Origin of the sequence: Streptomyces sp. NPDC002573 (assembly GCF_042889625.1) — a bacterium.
Classification (GTDB): domain Bacteria; phylum Actinomycetota; class Actinomycetes; order Streptomycetales; family Streptomycetaceae; genus Streptomyces; species Streptomyces gibsoniae.
Genome location: NZ_JBIARC010000009.1, coordinates 159,526 through 178,987, shown reverse-complemented (window position 1 = coordinate 178,987; position 19,462 = coordinate 159,526). Strand labels below are relative to the sequence as shown.

General features: G+C 70.2%; 12 protein-coding genes. 6 read left to right on the top strand and 6 right to left on the bottom strand.

What is annotated here, in order from left to right:
- Positions 1–2: 2 nt before the first annotated feature.
- Positions 3–2,816: a preprotein translocase subunit SecA gene (gene secA, locus ACFYX0_RS12165; protein WP_388969502.1), complete on the top strand. Its 2,814-nt coding sequence runs from the start codon at positions 3–5 to the stop codon at positions 2,814–2,816.
- An 87-nt stretch (positions 2,817–2,903) separates the two neighbouring features.
- Here the strand turns inward: secA and ACFYX0_RS12160 are convergent, their stop codons facing one another.
- Positions 2,904–3,428 carry an Rv3235 family protein gene (locus tag ACFYX0_RS12160; RefSeq protein WP_388969500.1) on the bottom strand — a complete coding sequence of 175 codons (525 nt, stop codon included), beginning with the start codon at positions 3,426–3,428 and terminating at the stop codon, positions 2,904–2,906.
- Between the two features lie 342 nt (positions 3,429–3,770).
- On the opposite strand from ACFYX0_RS12160, the gene ACFYX0_RS12155 reads away from it, so the two are divergent.
- On the top strand, positions 3,771–4,286 hold the full coding sequence (locus ACFYX0_RS12155) for a DUF6912 family protein (RefSeq protein WP_388969498.1): 516 nt from the start codon (positions 3,771–3,773) through the stop codon (positions 4,284–4,286).
- Between the two features lie 67 nt (positions 4,287–4,353).
- Positions 4,354–5,019 (top strand): HAD family hydrolase, encoded by a 666-nt coding sequence (locus ACFYX0_RS12150; RefSeq protein ID WP_388969496.1) that lies wholly within the window; start codon positions 4,354–4,356, stop codon positions 5,017–5,019.
- A 43-nt stretch (positions 5,020–5,062) separates the two neighbouring features.
- Here the strand turns inward: ACFYX0_RS12150 and ACFYX0_RS12145 are convergent, their stop codons facing one another.
- Complete coding sequence (locus ACFYX0_RS12145) at positions 5,063–5,629, bottom strand: DJ-1/PfpI family protein (RefSeq protein ID WP_388969494.1); 567 nt, start codon at positions 5,627–5,629, stop codon at positions 5,063–5,065.
- A 616-nt stretch (positions 5,630–6,245) separates the two neighbouring features.
- Here ACFYX0_RS12145 and ACFYX0_RS12140 point away from each other — a divergent pair.
- The 3 genes from ACFYX0_RS12140 to ACFYX0_RS12130 all read left to right on the top strand — a co-directional run bounded on the left by ACFYX0_RS12140 (position 6,246) and on the right by ACFYX0_RS12130 (position 13,519).
- A complete protein-coding gene (locus tag ACFYX0_RS12140) occupies positions 6,246–11,186 on the top strand; it encodes an NAD-glutamate dehydrogenase (RefSeq protein WP_388969492.1) in 4,941 nt (1,646 codons plus the stop codon).
- A 252-nt stretch (positions 11,187–11,438) separates the two neighbouring features.
- Positions 11,439–11,963: a GtrA family protein gene (locus tag ACFYX0_RS12135; protein ID WP_355904542.1), complete on the top strand. Its 525-nt coding sequence runs from the start codon at positions 11,439–11,441 to the stop codon at positions 11,961–11,963.
- Positions 11,960–13,519, top strand: a complete 1,560-nt coding sequence (locus tag ACFYX0_RS12130) for a hypothetical protein (RefSeq protein WP_388969490.1) — start codon at positions 11,960–11,962, stop codon at positions 13,517–13,519. The genes ACFYX0_RS12135 and ACFYX0_RS12130 overlap by 4 nt, the downstream gene beginning before the upstream one ends.
- A gap of 57 nt (positions 13,520–13,576) precedes the next feature.
- Here the strand turns inward: ACFYX0_RS12130 and ACFYX0_RS12125 are convergent, their stop codons facing one another.
- The 4 genes from ACFYX0_RS12125 to ACFYX0_RS12110 form a co-directional block, all read right to left on the bottom strand.
- Complete coding sequence (locus ACFYX0_RS12125; RefSeq protein WP_388969488.1) at positions 13,577–15,238, bottom strand: glycosyltransferase family 2 protein; 1,662 nt, start codon at positions 15,236–15,238, stop codon at positions 13,577–13,579.
- Complete coding sequence (locus tag ACFYX0_RS12120) at positions 15,235–17,469, bottom strand: CDP-glycerol glycerophosphotransferase family protein (protein ID WP_388969486.1); 2,235 nt, start codon at positions 17,467–17,469, stop codon at positions 15,235–15,237. Before ACFYX0_RS12120 ends, ACFYX0_RS12125 begins: the two co-directional genes overlap by 4 nt.
- A gap of 139 nt (positions 17,470–17,608) precedes the next feature.
- Positions 17,609–18,502 carry an ABC transporter ATP-binding protein gene (locus ACFYX0_RS12115; protein ID WP_388969484.1) on the bottom strand — a complete coding sequence of 298 codons (894 nt, stop codon included), beginning with the start codon at positions 18,500–18,502 and terminating at the stop codon, positions 17,609–17,611.
- The gene (locus tag ACFYX0_RS12110; RefSeq protein ID WP_388969482.1) at positions 18,447–19,361 is read right to left on the bottom strand and encodes an ABC transporter permease; all 915 of its coding nucleotides are present in this window, start codon (positions 19,359–19,361) and stop codon (positions 18,447–18,449) included. The genes ACFYX0_RS12115 and ACFYX0_RS12110 overlap by 56 nt, the downstream gene beginning before the upstream one ends.
- Positions 19,362–19,462: the final 101 nt, after the last annotated feature.

Below are 19,462 nucleotides of genomic sequence, written 5' to 3'. Positions count from 1 at the left end.
CCGTGTCCGTCCTCTCGAAGATCATGCGTGCAGGCGAAGGCAAGATCCTGCGCAAGCTGCACCGCATCGCGGACCAGGTCAACTCCATCGAAGAGGACTTCGTCGACCTCTCCGACGCCGAGCTGCGGGCCCTCACCGATGACTACAAGCAGCGGTACGCCGACGGCGAGAGCCTCGACGACCTGCTGCCCGAGGCGTTCGCCACCGTGCGTGAGGCCGCCAAGCGCGTCCTCGGCCAGCGGCACTACGACGTGCAGATGATGGGCGGCGCCGCGCTCCACCTCGGCTATGTCGCCGAGATGAAGACCGGTGAGGGCAAGACCCTGGTCGGCACGCTGCCCGCCTATCTGAACGCCATCTCCGGAGACGGCGTCCACATCGTCACGGTCAACGACTACCTGGCCGAGCGCGACTCCGAGATGATGGGCCGCGTCCACCGGTTCCTGGGTCTGACCGTCGGCTGCATCCTGGCGAACATGACTCCGGCCCAGCGCCGCGAGCAGTACGCGTGCGACATCACCTACGGCACGAACAACGAGTTCGGCTTCGACTACCTCCGCGACAACATGGCGTGGTCGCAGGAGGAGCTGGTCCAGCGGGGCCACAACTTCGCCGTCGTCGACGAGGTCGACTCCATCCTCATCGACGAGGCCCGTACGCCGCTGATCATCTCCGGCCCGGCCGACCAGGCCACCAAGTGGTACGGCGACTTCGCCAAGCTGGTCACGCGCCTGAAGCGCGGCGAGGCGGGCAACCCGCTGAAGGGCGTCGAGGAGACCGGCGACTACGACGTCGACGAGAAGAAGCGCACCGTCGCCATCCACGAGTCCGGCGTCACCAAGGTCGAGGACTGGCTGGGCATCGACAACCTCTACGAGTCGGTGAACACCCCGCTGGTGGGCTACCTGAACAACGCCATCAAGGCCAAGGAGCTCTTCAAGAAGGACAAGGACTACGTCGTCATCGACGGCGAGGTCATGATCGTCGACGAGCACACCGGCCGTATCCTCGCCGGTCGCCGTTACAACGAGGGCATGCACCAGGCGATCGAGGCGAAGGAAGGGGTGGACATCAAGGACGAGAACCAGACGCTCGCGACGATCACCCTGCAGAACTTCTTCCGCCTCTACAACAAGCTCTCCGGCATGACCGGTACCGCGATGACCGAGGCCGCCGAGTTCCACCAGATCTACAAGCTCGGCGTGGTCCCGATCCCGACCAACAAGCCGATGGTCCGCAAGGACCAGTCGGACCTGATCTACCGCACCGAGGTCGCGAAGTTCGAGGCGGTCGTCGACGACATCGCCGAGAAGCACGAGAAGGGCCAGCCGATCCTGGTCGGCACCACCTCGGTCGAGAAGTCCGAGTACCTCTCGCAGCAGCTCAGCAAGCGCGGCATCCAGCACGAGGTGCTGAACGCCAAGCACCACGAGCGCGAGGCGGTGATCGTCGCCCAGGCCGGCCGCAAGGGCGCCGTGACCGTGGCCACCAACATGGCCGGCCGTGGTACGGACATCAAGCTCGGCGGCAACCCCGAGGACCTCGCCGAGGCCGAGCTGCGTCAGCGCGGCCTCGACCCCGAGGAGCACATCGAGGAGTGGGCGCAGGCCCTGCCCGCCGCCCTGGAGCGCGCCGAGCACGCGGTCAAGGCCGAGAAGGACGAGGTCGAGGACCTCGGCGGCCTGTATGTGCTGGGCACCGAGCGCCACGAGTCCCGCCGCATCGACAACCAGCTGCGCGGTCGTAGCGGTCGTCAGGGCGACCCGGGCGAGTCCCGGTTCTACCTCTCGCTGGGCGACGACCTGATGCGCCTGTTCAAGGCCCAGATGGTCGAGCGCGTGATGGCGATGGCGAACGTCCCGGACGACGTGCCGATCGAGAACAAGATGGTCACGCGCGCGATCGCGTCCGCCCAGTCGCAGGTCGAGACGCAGAACTTCGAGACCCGGAAGAACGTCCTCAAGTACGACGAGGTCCTCAACCGGCAGCGTGAGGTCATCTACGGCGAGCGGCGCCGCGTCCTGGAGGGCGAGGACCTGCACGAGCAGATCCAGCACTTCATGGACGACACGATCGACGCCTACATCGGCGCCGAGACCTCCGAGGGCTTCGCCGAGGAGTGGGACCTGGACCGGCTGTGGGGCGCCTTCAAGCAGCTCTACCCGGTGAAGATCACCATTGAGGAGCTGGAGGAGGCCGCGGGCGACCGTGCCGGGCTGACCCCCGAGTTCATCGCCGAGTCCATCAGGGAGGACATCCTCGAGCAGTACGAGCAGCGTGAGGCGCAGCTCGGCTCCGAGATCATGCGTGAGCTGGAGCGCCGGGTCGTGCTGTCGGTTCTGGACCGCAAGTGGCGCGAGCACCTCTACGAGATGGACTACCTCCAGGAGGGCATCGGCCTGCGCGCGATGGCCCAGAAGGACCCGCTGGTCGAGTACCAGCGCGAGGGCTTCGACATGTTCACCGCGATGATGGAGGGCATCAAGGAGGAGTCCGTCGGCTATCTGTTCAACCTGGAGGTCCAGGTCGAGCAGCAGGTCGAGGAGGTCCCGGTCGAGGACGCCAAGCCTTCCCTGGAGAAGGAGGAGGCGGTGGCGGCCCAGGCGGCCCGCCCGGAGATCCGCGCCAAGGGCCTGGAGGCCCCGCAGCGCCGCGAGCGGCTGCACTTCTCCGCGCCGACCGTGGACGGTGAGGGCGGCATCGTTGAGGGCGACTTCGCCGGCGACGACGGTGAGGCGGTGCGCTCGGAGGCGGACGGCCTCACCCGGGCGGAGCGCCGCAAGCAGGCCAAGGGCGGACGCCGCCGCAAGAAGTGACGCCGCCCCGGCGACGGAGCGGTGGCAGCACGGCTGAGTGAGGGGCCGGGCACCTTGACGGGGTGCCCGGCCCCTCGGTCGTCGCCGTCAGTCGTCGTCCGCCCGGGGCGGACGGGGCCCGCCCAGTTCCACCGCCGTGCAGCGCCAGCGGTGGTCGGGGCCGCACTCCAGGCGGAAGGCCATGGCGCGCAGCTGGTCGCCCGCACCGATCCGGGCGAAGGCCTCGATGGCCCCCGGGCGCGGCACGAAGTAGCCGATGTCGCGGACCACGGGACGGGTGCCCCGGGTGCGCAGCGGGCCGCGTGCGGCGAGCCGGGCCAGCTCGTCGTAGGCCCGGCCGACGGTGTGGCCGAGCATGCTGTGCACCGGGCGCTGACCGCTCAGCACCGACAGCAGGCGGTCGGCGAAGAGGTCCGTCGGGCGGGGCTGGGGGACGGTCGCCGCCCGGCCCATAGCGGCGGGTGGCGCGGTGGTGCCGGTCCTGCCCGGGCCGTGGGCCGTACGGCGCGGGGTGCCGCCGGGGCGGCGGGTGTCGTGGCGCACCGGCGGGCGCCCGCCCGGCTGGGACGGCGCGGGGCGTGTCGTGCTGTTCCTGGTCATCACCTTGTTCATGCGGGATCCCCGTTTCGCGGGACCGGCGGATACCGGTCGGTAACTTCTCGTTGGGGATCCTGTCCGAGGCGGCCGGGGCTCGCGAGGAGACCGCGGCGGCGCGGGGGCGGCCGGGAGAATCACTCATCAGGGTGAGGAGGCGGGCGGGAGCCCTTGGCGCGGCCGGTACGGGCGGGGTGATGTCCGGGTGTCCCGGCTGACGGCGGGGAGCGGCGCACGCGGGACCCGAAGGGGGACGCCCGCACGTATCCTGGGGTGACTCGCCGGAGGCGCGGAACGATCTCCGCTGGGCCCCACCAGGGCCCGTCCGGTGGCCCTGACCGACTACGAAAGCGGCTCGTCATGCGCGTCTACGTCCCTCTGACCCTCTCCGGTCTCGCCGAGGCGTACAAGACGGGCGAGCTGGGCGAGGGACCGGTCGTCGCCTACGCCGTCACGCCCGCCCTGCGCGAGTGGTACCTCTCCGACGACATCGAGGAGCTGGAGTACGCGGCGCTGAGCCGGTCCGCGCTGGCCTCCCTGCGGCTGCTGGCGGCGGACCCGGCGGCACCGCGGCGCCGGGTCGTCGTGGCGGTCGACGTGCCGGACGGCACGGCGCCGGCCGACCCGGACCGTGGGCTGGACCCGGCTGCGCTCGGCGAGGTGCGGGTCGCGGGACCCGTGCCGCTGGCCAAGGCCGCCGCGGTGCACGTCGACGCGGCCGACGCGGAGGCGGACGTGACCGAGGCGGCCCGGGCGCTCCCGGCGGCGGAGAACGGGGACGACGACGCGCAGTTCGTCGTGGACGGCGCCGAGGACCACGAACTGCTCTGGTACGCGACGCAGGAGATCCCGAATCTCCTGGGGCTCGGCCGCTGACCCGGCCTCTCGGGCCTCGCGAGCAGGACGGCGGTGATTGTCAGTGGCACCGGGTACGTTTTCCGGCATGGGGACGCTAGGAAACGCGCACATCGTCTGGGACTGGAACGGGACGCTGTTCCACGACAATGACGCGATCATCGGGGCGACGAACGCGGCCTTCGCGGAGCTGGGCCTGGAGCCCATCACGCTGGAGCGGTACCGGGCGCTGTACTGCGTGCCGGTGCCGAAGTTCTACGAGCGGCTGATGGGACGGCTGCCCACCGACACCGAGTGGGAGGTCATGGACGCGATCTTCCACCGCTACTACGCGGAGCACCGGGTCCGGTGCGGGCTCACCGCGGGTGCGACGGAACTGCTCGCGGGATGGCGCTCGGCCGGCCGCAGCCAGTCCATCCTGAGCATGTACGTGCACGAGGAACTCGTGCCGCTCGTGCGGGGGTTCGGGATCGAGACGCACTTCATCCGGGTGGAGGGGCGGGTCGGACCCTCCGGGGGCAGCAAGTCCGAGCACATGGTCCGCCATATACGGGCCCTCGGCGGTGTCGACCCCGCGCGCACGGTGGTGATCGGTGACGCGGCCGACGACGCCGTCGCCGCCCGGCACGTCGGGGCGCGGGCCGTGCTGTACACGGGGGGCTCACACGGCCGCGCCAGCCTGGAGGAGGTCGGCGTGCCCGTGGTCGACACGCTGGAGGAAGCGGTCGCGGAGGCCGAGCGCCTGGCGGCGTGAGGGGGACGCGGCGCCCGCCGGGGCGTCGCACCGCCCGCCCGGCTCAGCTCACCGGAGCCTTCGCCCGCAGCACGGTCAGGAACTCACGCATCCAGCCGGAGTGGTCCGGCCAGGCGCGGGACGACACGAGGGTGCCGTCGACGACCGCCTCGGTGTCCTGGAAGCTGGCACCGGCCGCCTGCATGTCCATCTCCAGCGCCGGATAGGACGTGACGCGCCGGCCGCGCAGGGCGTCGACGGCGGCGGTGAGCAGCGGCCCGTGGCAGATCTGGGCGACCGGCTTGTCGGTGTCGAAGAACGACTTGACGATCTTGCGGAGTTCGGGGTCGTTGCGGAGGTACTCGGGGGCGCGCCCGCCGGGGATGACCAGGGCGATGTAGGCACCGGGGTCGACATCGGAGAAGGCGAGGTCGGCGGGCCAGGTGTAGCCGGGCTTCTCGGTGTACGTGTCGAAACCGGGTTCGAAGTCGTGGACGACGAAACGGAGGGTCTTCTGGGTGGGGGCGGCGATGTGGACCTCGTAGCCCTCCTCGCGAAGGCGCTGATAGGGGTAGAGGACCTCCAGTGATTCCGCCGCGTCCCCGGTGACGATCAGGATCTTCTGCGTCATGTCCGCTGTGCTCCCCTCGTTCATGCGGGCGGCCCGTCCGGTGCCTTCGGGCAACGTGCCTCAAGCCGGGGGCGCTGCCAAGGGGGTCCGCACGGTTCGTACCGCCATGCTCGCACCGAAGGCCGCGTATGGCGCGTATCGAAGGCCCTGCACGGCCGCACTCCCAGCGCCCCTGTGCAGAACGTCAAACTTCGCCCCCCTCTTTTGTACACATACGGCTCATGACGTGCCCCCCGTGAAGAGCGATAGCCTGGTGGCGTGATCAGCGCGATACCTCGCGGGGACGTCGTCGTCCCTGCCTTGCGCCCGGTGAGCACGGACGATGTCCGTGACCGGGCGGCGGTCGCTGGTCTTCGCAGGCGGGGCCGGTCGAGCAGGGCGCCGCAGGCGCCCGGTGCGGCAGCCGGGGCGCCGAGGACGCGAGGGGCGCGGAACGCGCCGAGAGCAGCGTCACAGTCGCCGAGGGCGCCGGAAATGGCCGATAACCCCCCGCCCATCTCTCCAAGCGGCATAGCGTCGAACCAGACCGGACACCCCGCGTCACGGCGTCATGTCGGAGAAGAGACCGTACTTCCTTCTACGTCACGCAACGGCGCGCGACAGGAGCCAGAGGACAATGCAGACCAAGCTGGACGAAGCCAAGGCCGAGCTGCTCGAGAGGGCCGCCCGGGTAGCTGAGAACAGCCCGGTCGGGGGGCACCTACCGACTGGGACGACGGGCGCGGGAACCCCGGACCGGGACACCGTGCTCGCGTTCCTCCAGCGCTACTACCTGCACACCGCCCCGGAGGACCTGGACGACCGTGACCCGGTCGACGTCCTGGGAGCCGCGTTCTCGCACTACAGACTGGCCGAAACGCGTCCCCAGGGCACGGCGAACGTGCGGGTGCACACCCCCACCGTCGAGGAGAACGGCTGGACCTGCAGCCACTCCGTGGTGGAGGTCGTGACCGACGACATGCCCTTCCTGGTCGACTCCGTGACCAACGAGCTGTCCCGGCAGGGCCGCGGCATCCACGTCGTGATCCACCCTCAGTTCGTCGTCCGTCGTGATCTGACCGGCAAGCTGCTGGAGGTCCTGCCCGAACAGCCCGGCGCGGAGCTGCCGCACGACGCGCATGTCGAGTCCTGGATCCATGTCGAGATCGACCGGGAGACCGACCGCTCCGACCTGAAGCAGATCACCGCCGATCTGCTGCGTGTCCTGTCCGACGTCCGCGAGGCCGTCGAGGACTGGGAGAAGATGCGCGAGTGCGCGCTGCGCGTCGCCGAGGGGCTTCAGAAGGAGTCCGTGCCCGGTGACCTGCCCGCGGCCGAGGTCGAGGAGGCCGGCGAGCTGCTGCGCTGGCTGGCCGCCGACCACTTCACCTTCCTCGGCTTCCGCGAGTACGAGTTGCGTGAGGACGGCTCGCTGGCCGCCGTGCCCGGCACCGGACTCGGCATACTGCGATCGGACCCGCACCACTCGGGCGAGGAGAGCCACCCGGTCAGCCCGTCGTTCGAGCGGCTGCCCGCCGACGCCCGCGCCAAGGCCCGCGAGCACAAGACGCTGGTCCTCACCAAGGCCAACAGCCGCGCCACCGTGCACCGGCCGTCGTACCTCGACTACGTCGGGGTGAAGAAGTTCGACGAGAACGGCAACGTCATCGGCGAGCGCCGGTTCCTCGGTCTGTTCTCGTCCGCCGCGTACACCGAGTCCGTGCGCCGTGTGCCCGTCATCCGGCGCAAGGTCGCTCAGGTCCTCAAGGGCGCCGGGTTCTCGCCCAACAGCCACGACGGCCGCGACCTGCTCCAGATCCTGGAGACCTACCCGCGCGACGAGCTGTTCCAGACGCCGGTGGACGAGCTGCGCTCCATCGTCACCTCGGTCCTCTACCTCCAGGAACGCCGTCGGCTGCGGCTCTACCTGCGCCAGGACGAGTACGGGCGCTACTACTCGGCCCTCGTCTACCTGCCGCGCGACCGCTACACCACGGGCGTCCGGCTGCGCATCATCGACATCCTCAAGGAGGAACTCGGCGGCACCAGCGTCGACTTCACGGCCTGGAACACCGAGTCGATCCTCTCCCGGCTGCACTTCGTCGTGCGCGTCCCGCAGGGCACCGAGCTGCCCCAGCTGTCCGACGCCGACCGGGAGCGCATCGAGGCGCGCCTCGTGGAGGCCGCCCGCTCCTGGGCCGACGGCTTCGCCGAGGCGCTGAACGCCGAGTGCGGTGAGGAGCGCGCCGCCGAGCTTCTGCGCCGCTACGCGAGCAGCTTCCCCGAGGGCTACAAGGCCGACCACACCCCCCGTGCGGCGGTCGCCGACCTGGTCCACCTGGAGCAGCTCACCACCGAGGAGGGCGGCCGCAACTTCGCGCTCAGCCTGTACGAGCCGGTGGGCGTCGGCCCCGGCGAGCGCCGCTTCAAGATCTACCGCAAGGGCGAGGCCGTCTCCCTGTCCGCCGTGCTGCCGGTGCTCCAGCGGCTCGGCGTCGAGGTCATCGACGAGCGCCCCTACGAGCTGCGCTGCGCGGACCGTACGACCGCGTGGATCTACGACTTCGGCCTGCGTCTGCCGAAGTCCCTGGTCGACAACGGCGACCACCTCGGCGACGACGCCCGTGAGCGCTTCCAGGACGCCTTCTCCGCGACCTGGACCGGGCAGGCCGAGAACGACGGCTTCAACGCCCTGGTGCTGAGCGCCGGGCTCACCTGGCGGCAGGCCATGGTGCTGCGCGCGTACGCCAAGTACCTGCGGCAGGCAGGTTCCACCTTCAGCCAGGACTACATGGAGGACACCCTCCGAAACAATGTCCACACCACCCGGCTGCTGGTCTCGCTGTTCGAGGCGCGGATGTCGCCGGAGCGGCAGCGGGCCGGTCTGGAGCTGACCGACGCCCTGCTGGAGGAGCTGGACGCCGCCCTCGACCAGGTCGCCTCCCTGGACGAGGACCGCATCCTGCGCTCCTTCCTCACGCTGATCAAGGCGACCCTGCGCACCAACTTCTTCCAGGACGGGCGTGACGGCAGGCCGCACGACTACGTCTCCATGAAATTCGACCCACAGGCCATCCCGGACCTGCCGGCGCCGCGACCGGCGTACGAGATCTGGGTCTACTCGCCGAAGGTCGAGGGCGTGCACCTGCGCTTCGGCAAGGTCGCTCGCGGTGGTCTGCGCTGGTCCGACCGGCGTGAGGACTTCCGCACCGAGATCCTCGGCCTGGTCAAGGCGCAGATGGTGAAGAACACCGTCATCGTGCCGGTGGGCGCCAAGGGCGGCTTCGTCGCCAAGCAGCTGCCGGACCCGGCCGCGGACCGGGACGCCTGGCTCGCGGAGGGCATCCGCAGCTACCGCACCTTCATCTCGGCGCTGCTCGACATCACGGACAACCTGGTGGCCGGCGAGGTCGTGCCGCCCGCGGACGTGGTCCGGCACGACTCGGACGACACCTACCTCGTGGTCGCCGCGGACAAGGGCACGGCGACGTTCTCGGACATCGCCAACGAGGTCGCCGAGAGCTACGGCTTCTGGCTCGGCGACGCCTTCGCCTCCGGTGGCTCGGCGGGCTACGACCACAAGAAGATGGGCATCACCGCCCGCGGCGCCTGGGAGTCGGTGAAGCGGCACTTCCGGGAGCTGGGCGTCGACACCCAGGCCGAGGACTTCACCGTGGTGGGCGTCGGTGACATGTCCGGTGACGTGTTCGGCAACGGCATGCTGCTGTCCGAGCACATCCGCCTGGTCGCGGCCTTCGACCACCGGCACATCTTCATCGACCCGAACCCGGACGCGGCGACCTCGTACGCGGAGCGCCGCCGTCTGTTCGAGCTGCCGCGCTCGTCGTGGGCCGACTACGACGCCGAACTGCTGTCGGCGGGCGGCGGTGTGTTCCCGCGGTCGGCGAAGTCGATCCCGCTCAACGCGCACATCCGCGAGGCGCTCGGCATCGAGGGCACGGTCATGAAGATGACCCCGGCCGACCTCATGAAGACGATCCTCGCGTCGCCGGTGGACCTGCTGTGGAACGGCGGCATCGGCACGTACGTCAAGTCCTCGGCGGAGTCGAACGCGGACGTCGGCGACAAGGCCAACGACGCCATCCGCGTCAACGGCAAGGACCTGCGGGTCAAGGTCGTGGGCGAGGGCGGCAACCTGGGTCTGACCCAGCTCGGCCGGATCGAGTTCGCCCAGCACGGCGGCAAGATCAACACGGATGCCATCGACAACAGCGCGGGCGTGGACACCTCCGACCACGAGGTGAACATCAAGATCCTGCTCAACGCGGTCGTCGCCAACGGCGACCTGACGGTCAAGCAGCGCAACCAGGTGCTCGCCGAGATGACCGACGAGGTCGGCGCCCTGGTGCTGCGCAACAACTACGCGCAGAACGTGGCGATCGCCAACGCCCTGTTCCAGTCGAAGGACATGCTGCACGCACAGCAGCGGTTCCTGCGCCACCTGGTGCGCGAGGGCCACCTCGACCGGGCGCTGGAGTTCCTGCCCACCGACCGGCAGATCCGTGAGCGGCTGAACGCCGGCCAGGGCCTGACCGGCCCGGAGACGGCCGTCCTGCTGGCGTACACCAAGATCACGGTCTCCCGGGAGCTGCTGGAGACGGAGCTGCCGGACGATCCGTATCTGCGCCGCCTGCTGCACGCCTATTTCCCGACGGCGCTGCGCGACAGGTTCTCCGAGCAGATCGACAGCCACGCGCTGCGGCGTGAGATCGTGACGACCCTGCTGGTCAACGACACGGTCAACACGGGCGGTACGAGCTTCCTGCACCGTATGCGCGAGGAGACGGGCGCGTCGCTGGAGGAGATCGTCAGGGCGCAGACCGCGTCCCGCGCGATCTTCCACTCCGGCGCGGTGTGGGACGCGGTCGAGGACCTGGACAACAAGGTCGACGCCGACGTCCAGACCCGTATCCGGCTGCACTCCCGCCGACTGGTGGAGCGCGGCACGCGCTGGCTGCTCAACAACCGGCCGCAGCCGCTCCAGCTCACCGAGACCATCGCGTTCTTCAGCGACCGCGTGGAGCAGGTCTGGAGCGAACTGCCCAAGCTGCTGCGCGGCGCGGACCTGGAGTGGTGGCAGAAGATCTACGACGAGCTCACGAGCGCGGGCGTCCCGGACGAACTCGCCACGCGCGTGGCCGGGTTCTCCTCCGCCTTCCCGGCGCTCGACATCGTCTCGGTGGCCGACCGCACCAACAAGGACCCGATGGACGTCGCCGAGGTCTACTACGACCTCGCCGACCGCCTCAGCATCACGCAGCTGATGGACCGCATCATCGAACTGCCGCGCACCGACCGGTGGCAGTCGATGGCCCGGGCGGCGATCCGTGAGGATCTGTACGCGGCCCACGCGGGTCTGACGGCCGAGATCCTGGCCGTGGGCAACGGCACCTCCACGCCGGAGCAGCGGTTCGAGGCCTGGCGGGAGAAGAACGGGGCGATCCTGGGCCGGGCCCGGACGACCCTCGACGAGATCTCGGGCTCGGACTCGTTCGACCTCGCGAACCTCTCGGTGGCGATGCGCACGATGCGGACGCTGCTGCGGTCGCACGGCTAGTACGAAGGCTGGGGCGCCCCCTGGGCGGGGCGCCCCCGTCGGCGCATCGAAGGAGCATTCCCCGTTCGACGGTCACGTACCGCTTTCTTGCCAAGCCCTAGGGGAATTCCGGCGGTCGCTTTACTCTCGCTCGCTAAACACGACATTTGGACCAGTGCCTCTGGCAGGTGACGTTGCGCGACGGTGCGAACGCCGCCTGTGCGGGCAGTAGGTTTGGCGTGATCGTCCGACGAGTGTGGAGGACCCCTACCCGTGACTGTGAACCTCTCCGAGCAGCGACCTCAGGTCGCTCGCCCGGTTGCCGAGCCCGTCGTCCCCGCTCCCGTCTCCGCCCCCGTCCCGGCACGCGCCCGGGTCCGGCGGATCGCGGTCGAGGTCGTCAAGTTCGGGGTCGTCGGCGGCAGCGGTGTCGCGGTCAACTTCGTCGTCTTCAACGCCCTGCTGCACGGTCTGAAGTGGGCCCCCATGACGGCGACGGTGCTCGCCAGCGTCATCGCCATGGGCACCAACTACATCGGCTTCCGCTTCTTCGCCTACCGGGACCGTGCCTCGCGCACCCGGCAGCAGATCGTGCTGTTCTTCGTGTTCAGCGGGCTCGGCGTGGTGATGGAGAGCGTGCTGTTCTACGCCGGTTACCACGGCCTCGGCATGAACGGGCCGTTCGGCTCCAACGTGGCCAAGGCGCTGTCGATCGTGCTGGCGTCGGCGTTCCGCTTCCTCGTGTATCGCACCTGGGTCTTCCAGCACGAGGCGAAGCAGGGCCACGGAGCACGATGAGCGTCACCGCTGAGGACACCGGCGGAGCACGGGGAGCCGCGAGGCGGCTCACGGGCCCCGGAGGGCCGCTCGCGGCCGCCAGGACGCCGCGCGGCGCCGCGGGCACGGCGCTGTGGGCGGTCGTGGCGCTGTTCGTCGTCGTGATGCTGCTCGTGATCGTGCGGCTGCCCTGGGCGGGCGACCTCGGGATGCACGCGGCGACCGTGGAACGCCTGCGGCACCGGCTCACGGATCCCGGCAACCCGCTGGTCGACGAGAACACCCCGAGCCCGTACTACTCGCCGTGGACCGTCTTCCTCGGCGTGATAGCCCGCCTCACCGGGCTGTCCGTCTGGGTCGTGCTGCGCATCGGCGCGCTGATCAGCCTGACGCTGCTGGTGACGGGCGTGTGGCGATACGTCCGGACGCTGACCGCCCACCGTCTCGCGCCGCCGCTCGCCCTGCTGTGCGTGGTGCTGCTGTGGGGCACCGAGGTGTTCAAGTGGAGCGGCTTCCTCGGGCTCAACTCCCTGGCGCTGACGATCGCCTACCCGAGCGTGTTCGCGCTGGGGCTCGCCTTCCACTTCTGGGCCCTGGTGACCCGGACGCTGAAGGGGGAGCCCGCGGGGTGGACCGCCTTCCTGGGGCTCGGTGTGCTGTGGGCGGTGATACTGCTCAGCCACCAGTTCACCGGCGTGGTGGCGACACTGGGCGCGCTCGCGACGGTGATCGGCGCGCGCGCCGGCCGCCGGACCTGGCTGCGGCTCGGGGCGGGGATCCTGCTCGGCGTGGCGATCCTCGCGCTCTGGCCCTACTACGACTTCTTCGCGCTGTTCCAGGTGGGCGGCCTGGAGGCCATCCACCGGCCGCTGTACCAGCATCTGTTCGCCCGGTTCTGCCTGGTGCTGGTCGGGGTGGCGGCGCTCGCCCTGCGGGCCAGGCGCGATCTGCGGGACCCGCTCGTGCTGTTCTTCGTGCTCGGCGTGCTGATGTTCGCGGCGGGCGGGCTGACCGGGCACTACTCCTGGGGGCGGGCACTGCCGTCCGTACTGATCCCGGCGCAGCTCGCGGCGGCCGTGGAGGTGGCCGGCGCGGCGCGCGGCACCCTGCGGACGGTGGGGGCGTGGGTGCTGACCGCGGCGCTCGCGATCGGCGCGTGGACACAGGTGCAGACCGTCGGCTACGTGGTGGGGCGCAGCGCCCTGCCCGCAGCGGTCGCCGATAAGTATCAGACGCCGTGGGTGGGATACCACTGGATCACCCCGTGGGTGCGGTACGGGGACGTGGTGATGGTGCCGATCTATCCCGCGCGGCAGATCCCGGCGTACGGGGCGTACACCGTGGCGCCCGGGTATCCCGACTTCTTCCTGCCGGACGAGGCGAAGCGGGAGGCCGCGGTGCGGACGTACTTCGCGAAGGGCTCGTCGCGCGGCACGCGGCTGGATGTCCTGCGGTCGTACGGCGTGCGCTGGGTGGTGCAGCGGCCGAAGGACGGCGGACTGCCGTCCGGGGACGCCTCGTTGAAGCGGGTGGCCTCGGGGCCGGGCGGCCAGGTGCTGTACCAGGTGGTGCGCTGACGAGACCGGAACAGAGAAGAAACGATGGGGCGGACCGTTCGGTCCGCCCCATCGCCGTCAGCGCAGAACGCTGCGCACCAGCCGTGCCGCCTCGCGCACCCGAGGCCCCGCCACCCGGCGGACCACCGGGCCCACCCGGGCGGTGAGCCCCACCGGGCGCCACCGGACCTGGAGCCGGCCCGCTCCGCGGCCCTCCGGCTCCACCGTCATCTCGTGCGGCAGGGTGCCCACCTGGCTTGCCGTCAGGGCCCGGAAGGACAGCGGGGCCAGCAGCACGCCCGAGTTGGACAGGCCCTGCTGGTTGAGTCGCAGCACCGGGTGGCGGACGCCCTCGAAGCCCTGCACGGGCAGCTGCGCCGCCCCGAGGTCCACGCGGACCTGCCCCTCGAAGACGCCGGGACGGACCGGGTCCAGACGGAACGCCGTCGCCAGCTGGCGACGGCCGGGGGTGACCACGACACTCGCCCGCTGCGGTCCCACGGGCAGCCGCAGACCGGGATCGTAGGTCCGGATCGCCAGGTCCACCGAGGCACCCGGTCCCGGCGTCACGGACGTGATCTCATGGCGGAACTGCGCGCTGGAGAAGGGCCGGTACTCCAGCTCCAGATCGGTGATGTCGAGTTCCCGGCGCGCCCAGGAGGAGGACGGGACCTGCCCGCCCCAGTAGGTGGCGCCCGAGTCGTCCGTCACCGTCTCCCGGGGGGCGACCCCGTGACCCAGTCCCCGCGCCGCCAGTTGCGCCTCCGCCGTGCGGCGGTCGCGCACCAGCTGGATCACCACCCGCTCCAGGCGCGGCAGTCGCGCGTACGCGGCGGGGTCCAGCGTCTCCAGGTACGGCGTCACCAGGTCCGCGAACCCGGTCAGCCACTCCTCGTCGCGGTAGGGCAGGTCACCCGCGTACATCCGGAAGTCGTGCTTGAGGAACTTGTAGTCCTTGTCCGCCCGGAGGGACTCATGGCCGCTCTCGGTCAGGAACGCGTCGATCAGCGTCTGCACATGGATGCGGTCGCGGACGTTGGAGAGCTTGTGCCGCTGGTTGGAGATCGACGCCGCCTCCGCCGCCACGAAGGGGGCTATGTACCAGCGGTAGACCGTCTGCGGGATGATCGTGAACGCGCGCGCCAGGCAGTACGACTGCGCCGAGAACAGCTGGTCCTCGTAGTGGATCCCCTCGGGGAAGCGCAGATCGTGCCGGTCCAGGAACTCCCGGCGGTACATCTTGCTCGTCGACAGGTGCTCGAAGAGCAGACCCGGTTCGGACTCGATGCCCTCGACCGTGCGCCGCTCGGCGACCAGGTGCGGCATCCAGGCCGAGCGCTGACCGGTGTCGACGCGGATCCGCTCGACCGCGCCCATGGCGAAGTCGATGTCGCGCTCGCGATGCGCGTTCAGCAGCAACTCGACCGCTTCCTCGGGCAGTTCGTCGTCGCTGTCCAGGAACATCAGGAACGGCGCCCGGGCGATGTCGATGGCCCGGTTGCGCGGGGCGCTGCAGCCGCCGCTGTTCTCGGGCAGGCGCAGATAGCGCACCCGCTCGTCCTGGGCCTCCAGGCGGCGTGCCACCGACGGGGTGTCGTCCGTCGAGTGGTCGTCGCTGATGATCACCTCGATGTTGGTGTACGTCTGCCGCAGCAGCGAGGCCACGGCGCGCGGCAGGCGTTCCGCGTCGTTGTAGACGATGACCGTGATCGTCACATCGGGGGTACGGGTCGGCGTCACGCCGTCGCCTCCTGGGGGGTCGGGGCCGGGGTCCGTTCGTCCACCGGGACCACGGGCGGCAGCGACTCCTCGCGCTCGCCCAGGAAGACCCGGCGCACCACCCGCTCGGCGGCCCGGCCGTCGTCGAACTCGCAGAACCTGCGCCGGAAGGCGGTCAGCGCCTTGCTCGCGGCCTCGTCGCGCCATGCGTCCGTCTCGAAGACGGCCGCCAGCTCGTCCTGGGTGCGGGCCACCTGGCCCGGCGCCTCGGCCATCAGGTCGAAGTAGACGCCGCGGGTCTTCGCGTACGTCTCCCAGTCGTCGGCGTAGATCACGATCGGGCGGCCCAGGTTGGCGTAGTCGAACATGATGGACGAGTAGTCCGTGACCAGGGCGTCCGCCGCCAGGCAGAGGTCCTCGACCGGGTCGTACGACGAGACGTCGATCACCCGGCCCGAACGGCGCAGTCCGGCCAGCGGGGAGGCCGCGCCGCCGTAGAAGTAGTGGCCGCGCACCAGCAGGACCGTGTCCTCGCCGAGCCGCTCGGCGAGCGAGGCGAGGTCCAGGCGCGGCGTCCAGCCCGCCTCGTAGTCGCGGTGGGTGGGGGCGTACAGGATGGCCCGGCGGCCCGGGGCTATGCCCAGGCGCTCGCGTATCGCGCGCACGTCCTCGGCCGTGGCCGAGTAGAAGACGTCGTTGCGGGGATAGCCGTAGTCCAGCGAGGTGTAGTGCGAGGGGTAGGCCCGCTCCCACATCCGGGTGGAGTGGCCGTTCGCGGAGACGCTGTAGTCCCACTTGTCTATGCGGGCCAGCAGCGCGTCGAAGTCCAGCCCCTTGGCGGCGGCCGGGTAGTCCACCTGGTCCAGGCCCATGCGCTTGAGCGGGGTGCCGTGGTGGGTCTGCACATGGACGGCGTCCGCGCGCTTGACCACCGCGTTGGGGAAGTTGACGTTGTTGACCAGGTACTTGGCCCTCGCCATCACGTCCCAGTAGCGGCGCGTGCCCGGGACGACGTGGTCGGTGCCCGGCGGCAGCAGCGCCGCCTTGCCCCGGGCGACCACCCACACCGGATGGATGTGCGGGGCGAGTTCGGCGAGCTTCGCGGCGATGGCGGCGGGGTTGCAGGCCACACCCCGGTCCCAGTACGCCGAGAACACGGCCAGCTGGGGGTCGACGGGCTCGCTGAGGGCGCGGCGGTAGCGGTGGTCGCGCAGCTTCGCGCCGACCTGCCGCTTGCCCGTGACGACCGCCGAGCGCACCTCGCGGCGCTTCTGGTTGGCGGCCTGGAAGACGCGGTACTTCGTGTACGCGTTCTCCTCCAGGAAGGCGTGGCGGACTCCCTCGAAGCCGGCCGGGCGCTGGTGGTGCTCCGGCCGCCAGCGCACGGCGGCCTGGGAGGCACGGGCGAAGAACTCCCGCGCCTCGGCCTCCGGCATCCCGCTGCGGCTGAAGACACGCAGCAGATCGCGGACCATCAGGTCGTACAGGACCGCTCGGGGTCCCTCGGGCGCGCCACGCCCGGCGACCAGCCGGTGCAGCCGCTCGTAGCGCTCCAGCGCCTGGTAGCGCTGTGCGGTGGTCACCGGCGGCAGGCTCTGCTCGCGCAGCTCCCGTACCTCGTAGGCCACCTCGTCGAGCGCGGCGATCTGGTCGGCGTGCAGCAGCACGGCGAGAGCGGTGTACGTCTCGTCGTCGCCGAACTCCGGGTCGGCCAGGTCGTCACGGACGGCCTGGGAGCGCCAGAAGTCCGCGCGGATCATGCGGTTGCCCAGGATCGGGGCCGGCCAGAGCAGCTGCGGGAAGTCGGCGAGCGGGGCGGCGTGGCGGCCGGTGCGGGCCAGGAACTTGCCGTCCCCGCTGGACGCGGCGGTGGTCTGCCAGGTGGAGCGGACGTGGTTGACGACCAGGATGTCCGCCGAGTCCGCCAGTTCGGCGGTGCGGTCGGCGACCGCCCGCAGGGCGCCGGCGGGCAGTCCGTCCTTGGCGTGCACGAAGTGCAGCCAGCGGCCGGTGGCCCGGTCGGCGCCCGCTGTCCGGGCGGCGCCGTCGCTCGTGCCTTCCGGCAGCGGCAGCACCACCATCCTGGGGTCGTGGGCCGCGCGCTGCTCGGCCTGCTGCTTGGCCCATTCGCCCACAGTCGCGATGATCACCTCGGCCCCGGTGAAGGGTTGGGCGGTGAGGGAGTCCAGAAGTTCTCCCAGGTGGCCCTGGGGATCCGGACCGTGGACGATGACGCTCAGCCCTGGTTGCACGTGGTCTCCTCGCTCTTCAGGCGCCCACGGCGGCACTGCTGCTGGTGGAACAACATGTATAAGGCGTATACGAGTCAGGTAAGAGACATGTACGAGACATGAACACCCGCAGTCGTGTGCGCCCCATAGGGGAAAGATGCTATTTGGCGGCCGCCGGTTCCTTCTGCTGCGGCTTCGGGGCGTCCTTCGGCTTGTCGGCGCCGCCCGTGAACGCCTCGTAGGCCTCCAGGACCTCCTCGGTCGGGCCGTCCATGCGCAGCACGCCGCGCTCCAGCCACAGCACCCGGTCGCAGGTGTCACGGATCGACTTGTTGTTGTGGCTGACCAGGAAGACGGTACCGGCGTGCTGCCGCAGCTCCCGGATGCGGTCCTCGGAGCGCTTCTGGAAGGAGCGGTCACCGGTGGCGAGGGCCTCGTCGATCAGGAGCACGTCGTGGTCCTTGGCGGCGGCGATGGAGAAGCGCAGCCGGGCGGCCATGCCGGAGGAGTAGGTGCGCATCGGCAGGGTGATGAAGTCGCCCTTCTCGTTGATGCCGGAGAAGTCGACGATGTCCTGGTAGCGCTCCTTGACCTGCTCCCGGGACATGCCCATGGCGAGGCCGCCGAGATAGACGTTCCGCTCGCCGGTGAGGTCGTTCATCAGGGCCGCGTTCACACCGAGCAGGGAGGGCTGGCCGTTGGTGTAGATCCGGCCGTTCTCGACGGGCAGCAGTCCGGCGACGGCCTTGAGCAGGGTCGACTTGCCGGAGCCGTTGGTGCCGATGAGGCCGATGGCCTCGCCCTTGTACGCGGTGAAGGACACGTTCTTGACCGCGTGCACCCGGCGCACGCCCGCGGCCTGCTCCGTCTGCTTGCGGCGCACGATGCGGTTGAGCGCGGCGGTGGCGCTGCCGCGGCCGGCCCCCGTGCCGTTGACGCGGTAGACGATGTCGACGCCGTCGCAGACGACGGTCGGGACGAGCTGGTCGCTGATCGGGTTAGCCACGGCCGTAGGTCTCCTCAGCCTTCCAGAAGTAGATGAAGCCGCCGACACCGGCGAGCAGGGCCCAGCCCGTCGCCGCCGCCCACACATGCGGGGGGAGCTGGTGCGCGTGGAAGCTGTCGATCAGCGCGTAGCGCATGAGGTCGATGTAGACGGCGGCCGGGTTGGTCTCCAGCGCGATCGTGACCGCGTGCGGCAGGTGGTCGCCCTTGGTCAGCTTGGAGATGCTCCACATCACGCCCGACATGTACATCCAGGTACGCAGGATGAACGGCATCAGCTGAGCGATGTCCGGCGTCTTCGCGCCCATCCGGGCCATGATCATCGAGACGCCGGCGTTGAACACGAACTGCAGCAGCAGCACCGGGATCGCCAGCAGCCACGAGGCCGCGACCGGCACGCCGAAGCAGAGCAGGATGACGATCAGGGCTGCCATCGAGAACAGCAGCTGCTGGAGCTGCTGGATGCAGAAGGCGATGGGCAGTGCGGCGCGCGGGAAGTGCAGGGCGCGCACCAGGCCCAGGTTGCCGGCGATCGCCCGGGTGCCCGTCATGATCGAGCTCTGCGTGAACGTCCAGATGAACACGCCTGTGACCAGGAATGGGATGTAGTCGGGCACACCGCGCTTGGTGCCGAGCAGCACGCCGAAGATGAAGTAGTAGACCGCCGCGTTCAGCAGCGGCGTCATGACCTGCCACATCTGGCCGAGCTTCGCCTCACTGTACTGGGCGGTGAGCTTGGCCGTGGCGAAGGCGGTGATGAAGTGGCGGCGTGCCCACAGCTGGCGGACGTACTCGGGCAGGGAGGGGCGGGCACCGCTGACCGAGAGGCCGTACCGGGTGGCGAGCTGCGCCGGGGTCTCGGCCGCTTCGGCTGCCGTGGGGGGCGGTGTGTGGAGAACCTGGCTCACATCCGCTGCTTTCGCTCGGGGGGTCGGTTGCGCGAACCGGTCGCAGTCTTCCGCCGTCTTGCCCCTTCTGGTAGCAATGCCCGGCTTTTCTCACTTTTCTT

Bases quoted from the DNA above. Each gene is read 5' to 3' on its own strand.
- ACFYX0_RS12150 (WP_388969496.1), top strand. From the start codon at position 4,354: ATGGGGACGCTAGGAAACGCGCACATCGTCTGGGACTGGAACGGGACG.
- ACFYX0_RS12140 (WP_388969492.1), top strand. From the start codon at position 6,246: ATGCAGACCAAGCTGGACGAAGCCAAGGCCGAGCTGCTCGAGAGGGCC.
- ACFYX0_RS12145 (WP_388969494.1), bottom strand. From the start codon at position 5,629: ATGACGCAGAAGATCCTGATCGTCACCGGGGACGCGGCGGAATCACTG.
- ACFYX0_RS12130 (WP_388969490.1), top strand. From the start codon at position 11,960: ATGAGCGTCACCGCTGAGGACACCGGCGGAGCACGGGGAGCCGCGAGG.
- ACFYX0_RS12160 (WP_388969500.1), bottom strand. From the start codon at position 3,428: ATGAACAAGGTGATGACCAGGAACAGCACGACACGCCCCGCGCCGTCC.
- ACFYX0_RS12155 (WP_388969498.1), top strand. From the start codon at position 3,771: ATGCGCGTCTACGTCCCTCTGACCCTCTCCGGTCTCGCCGAGGCGTAC.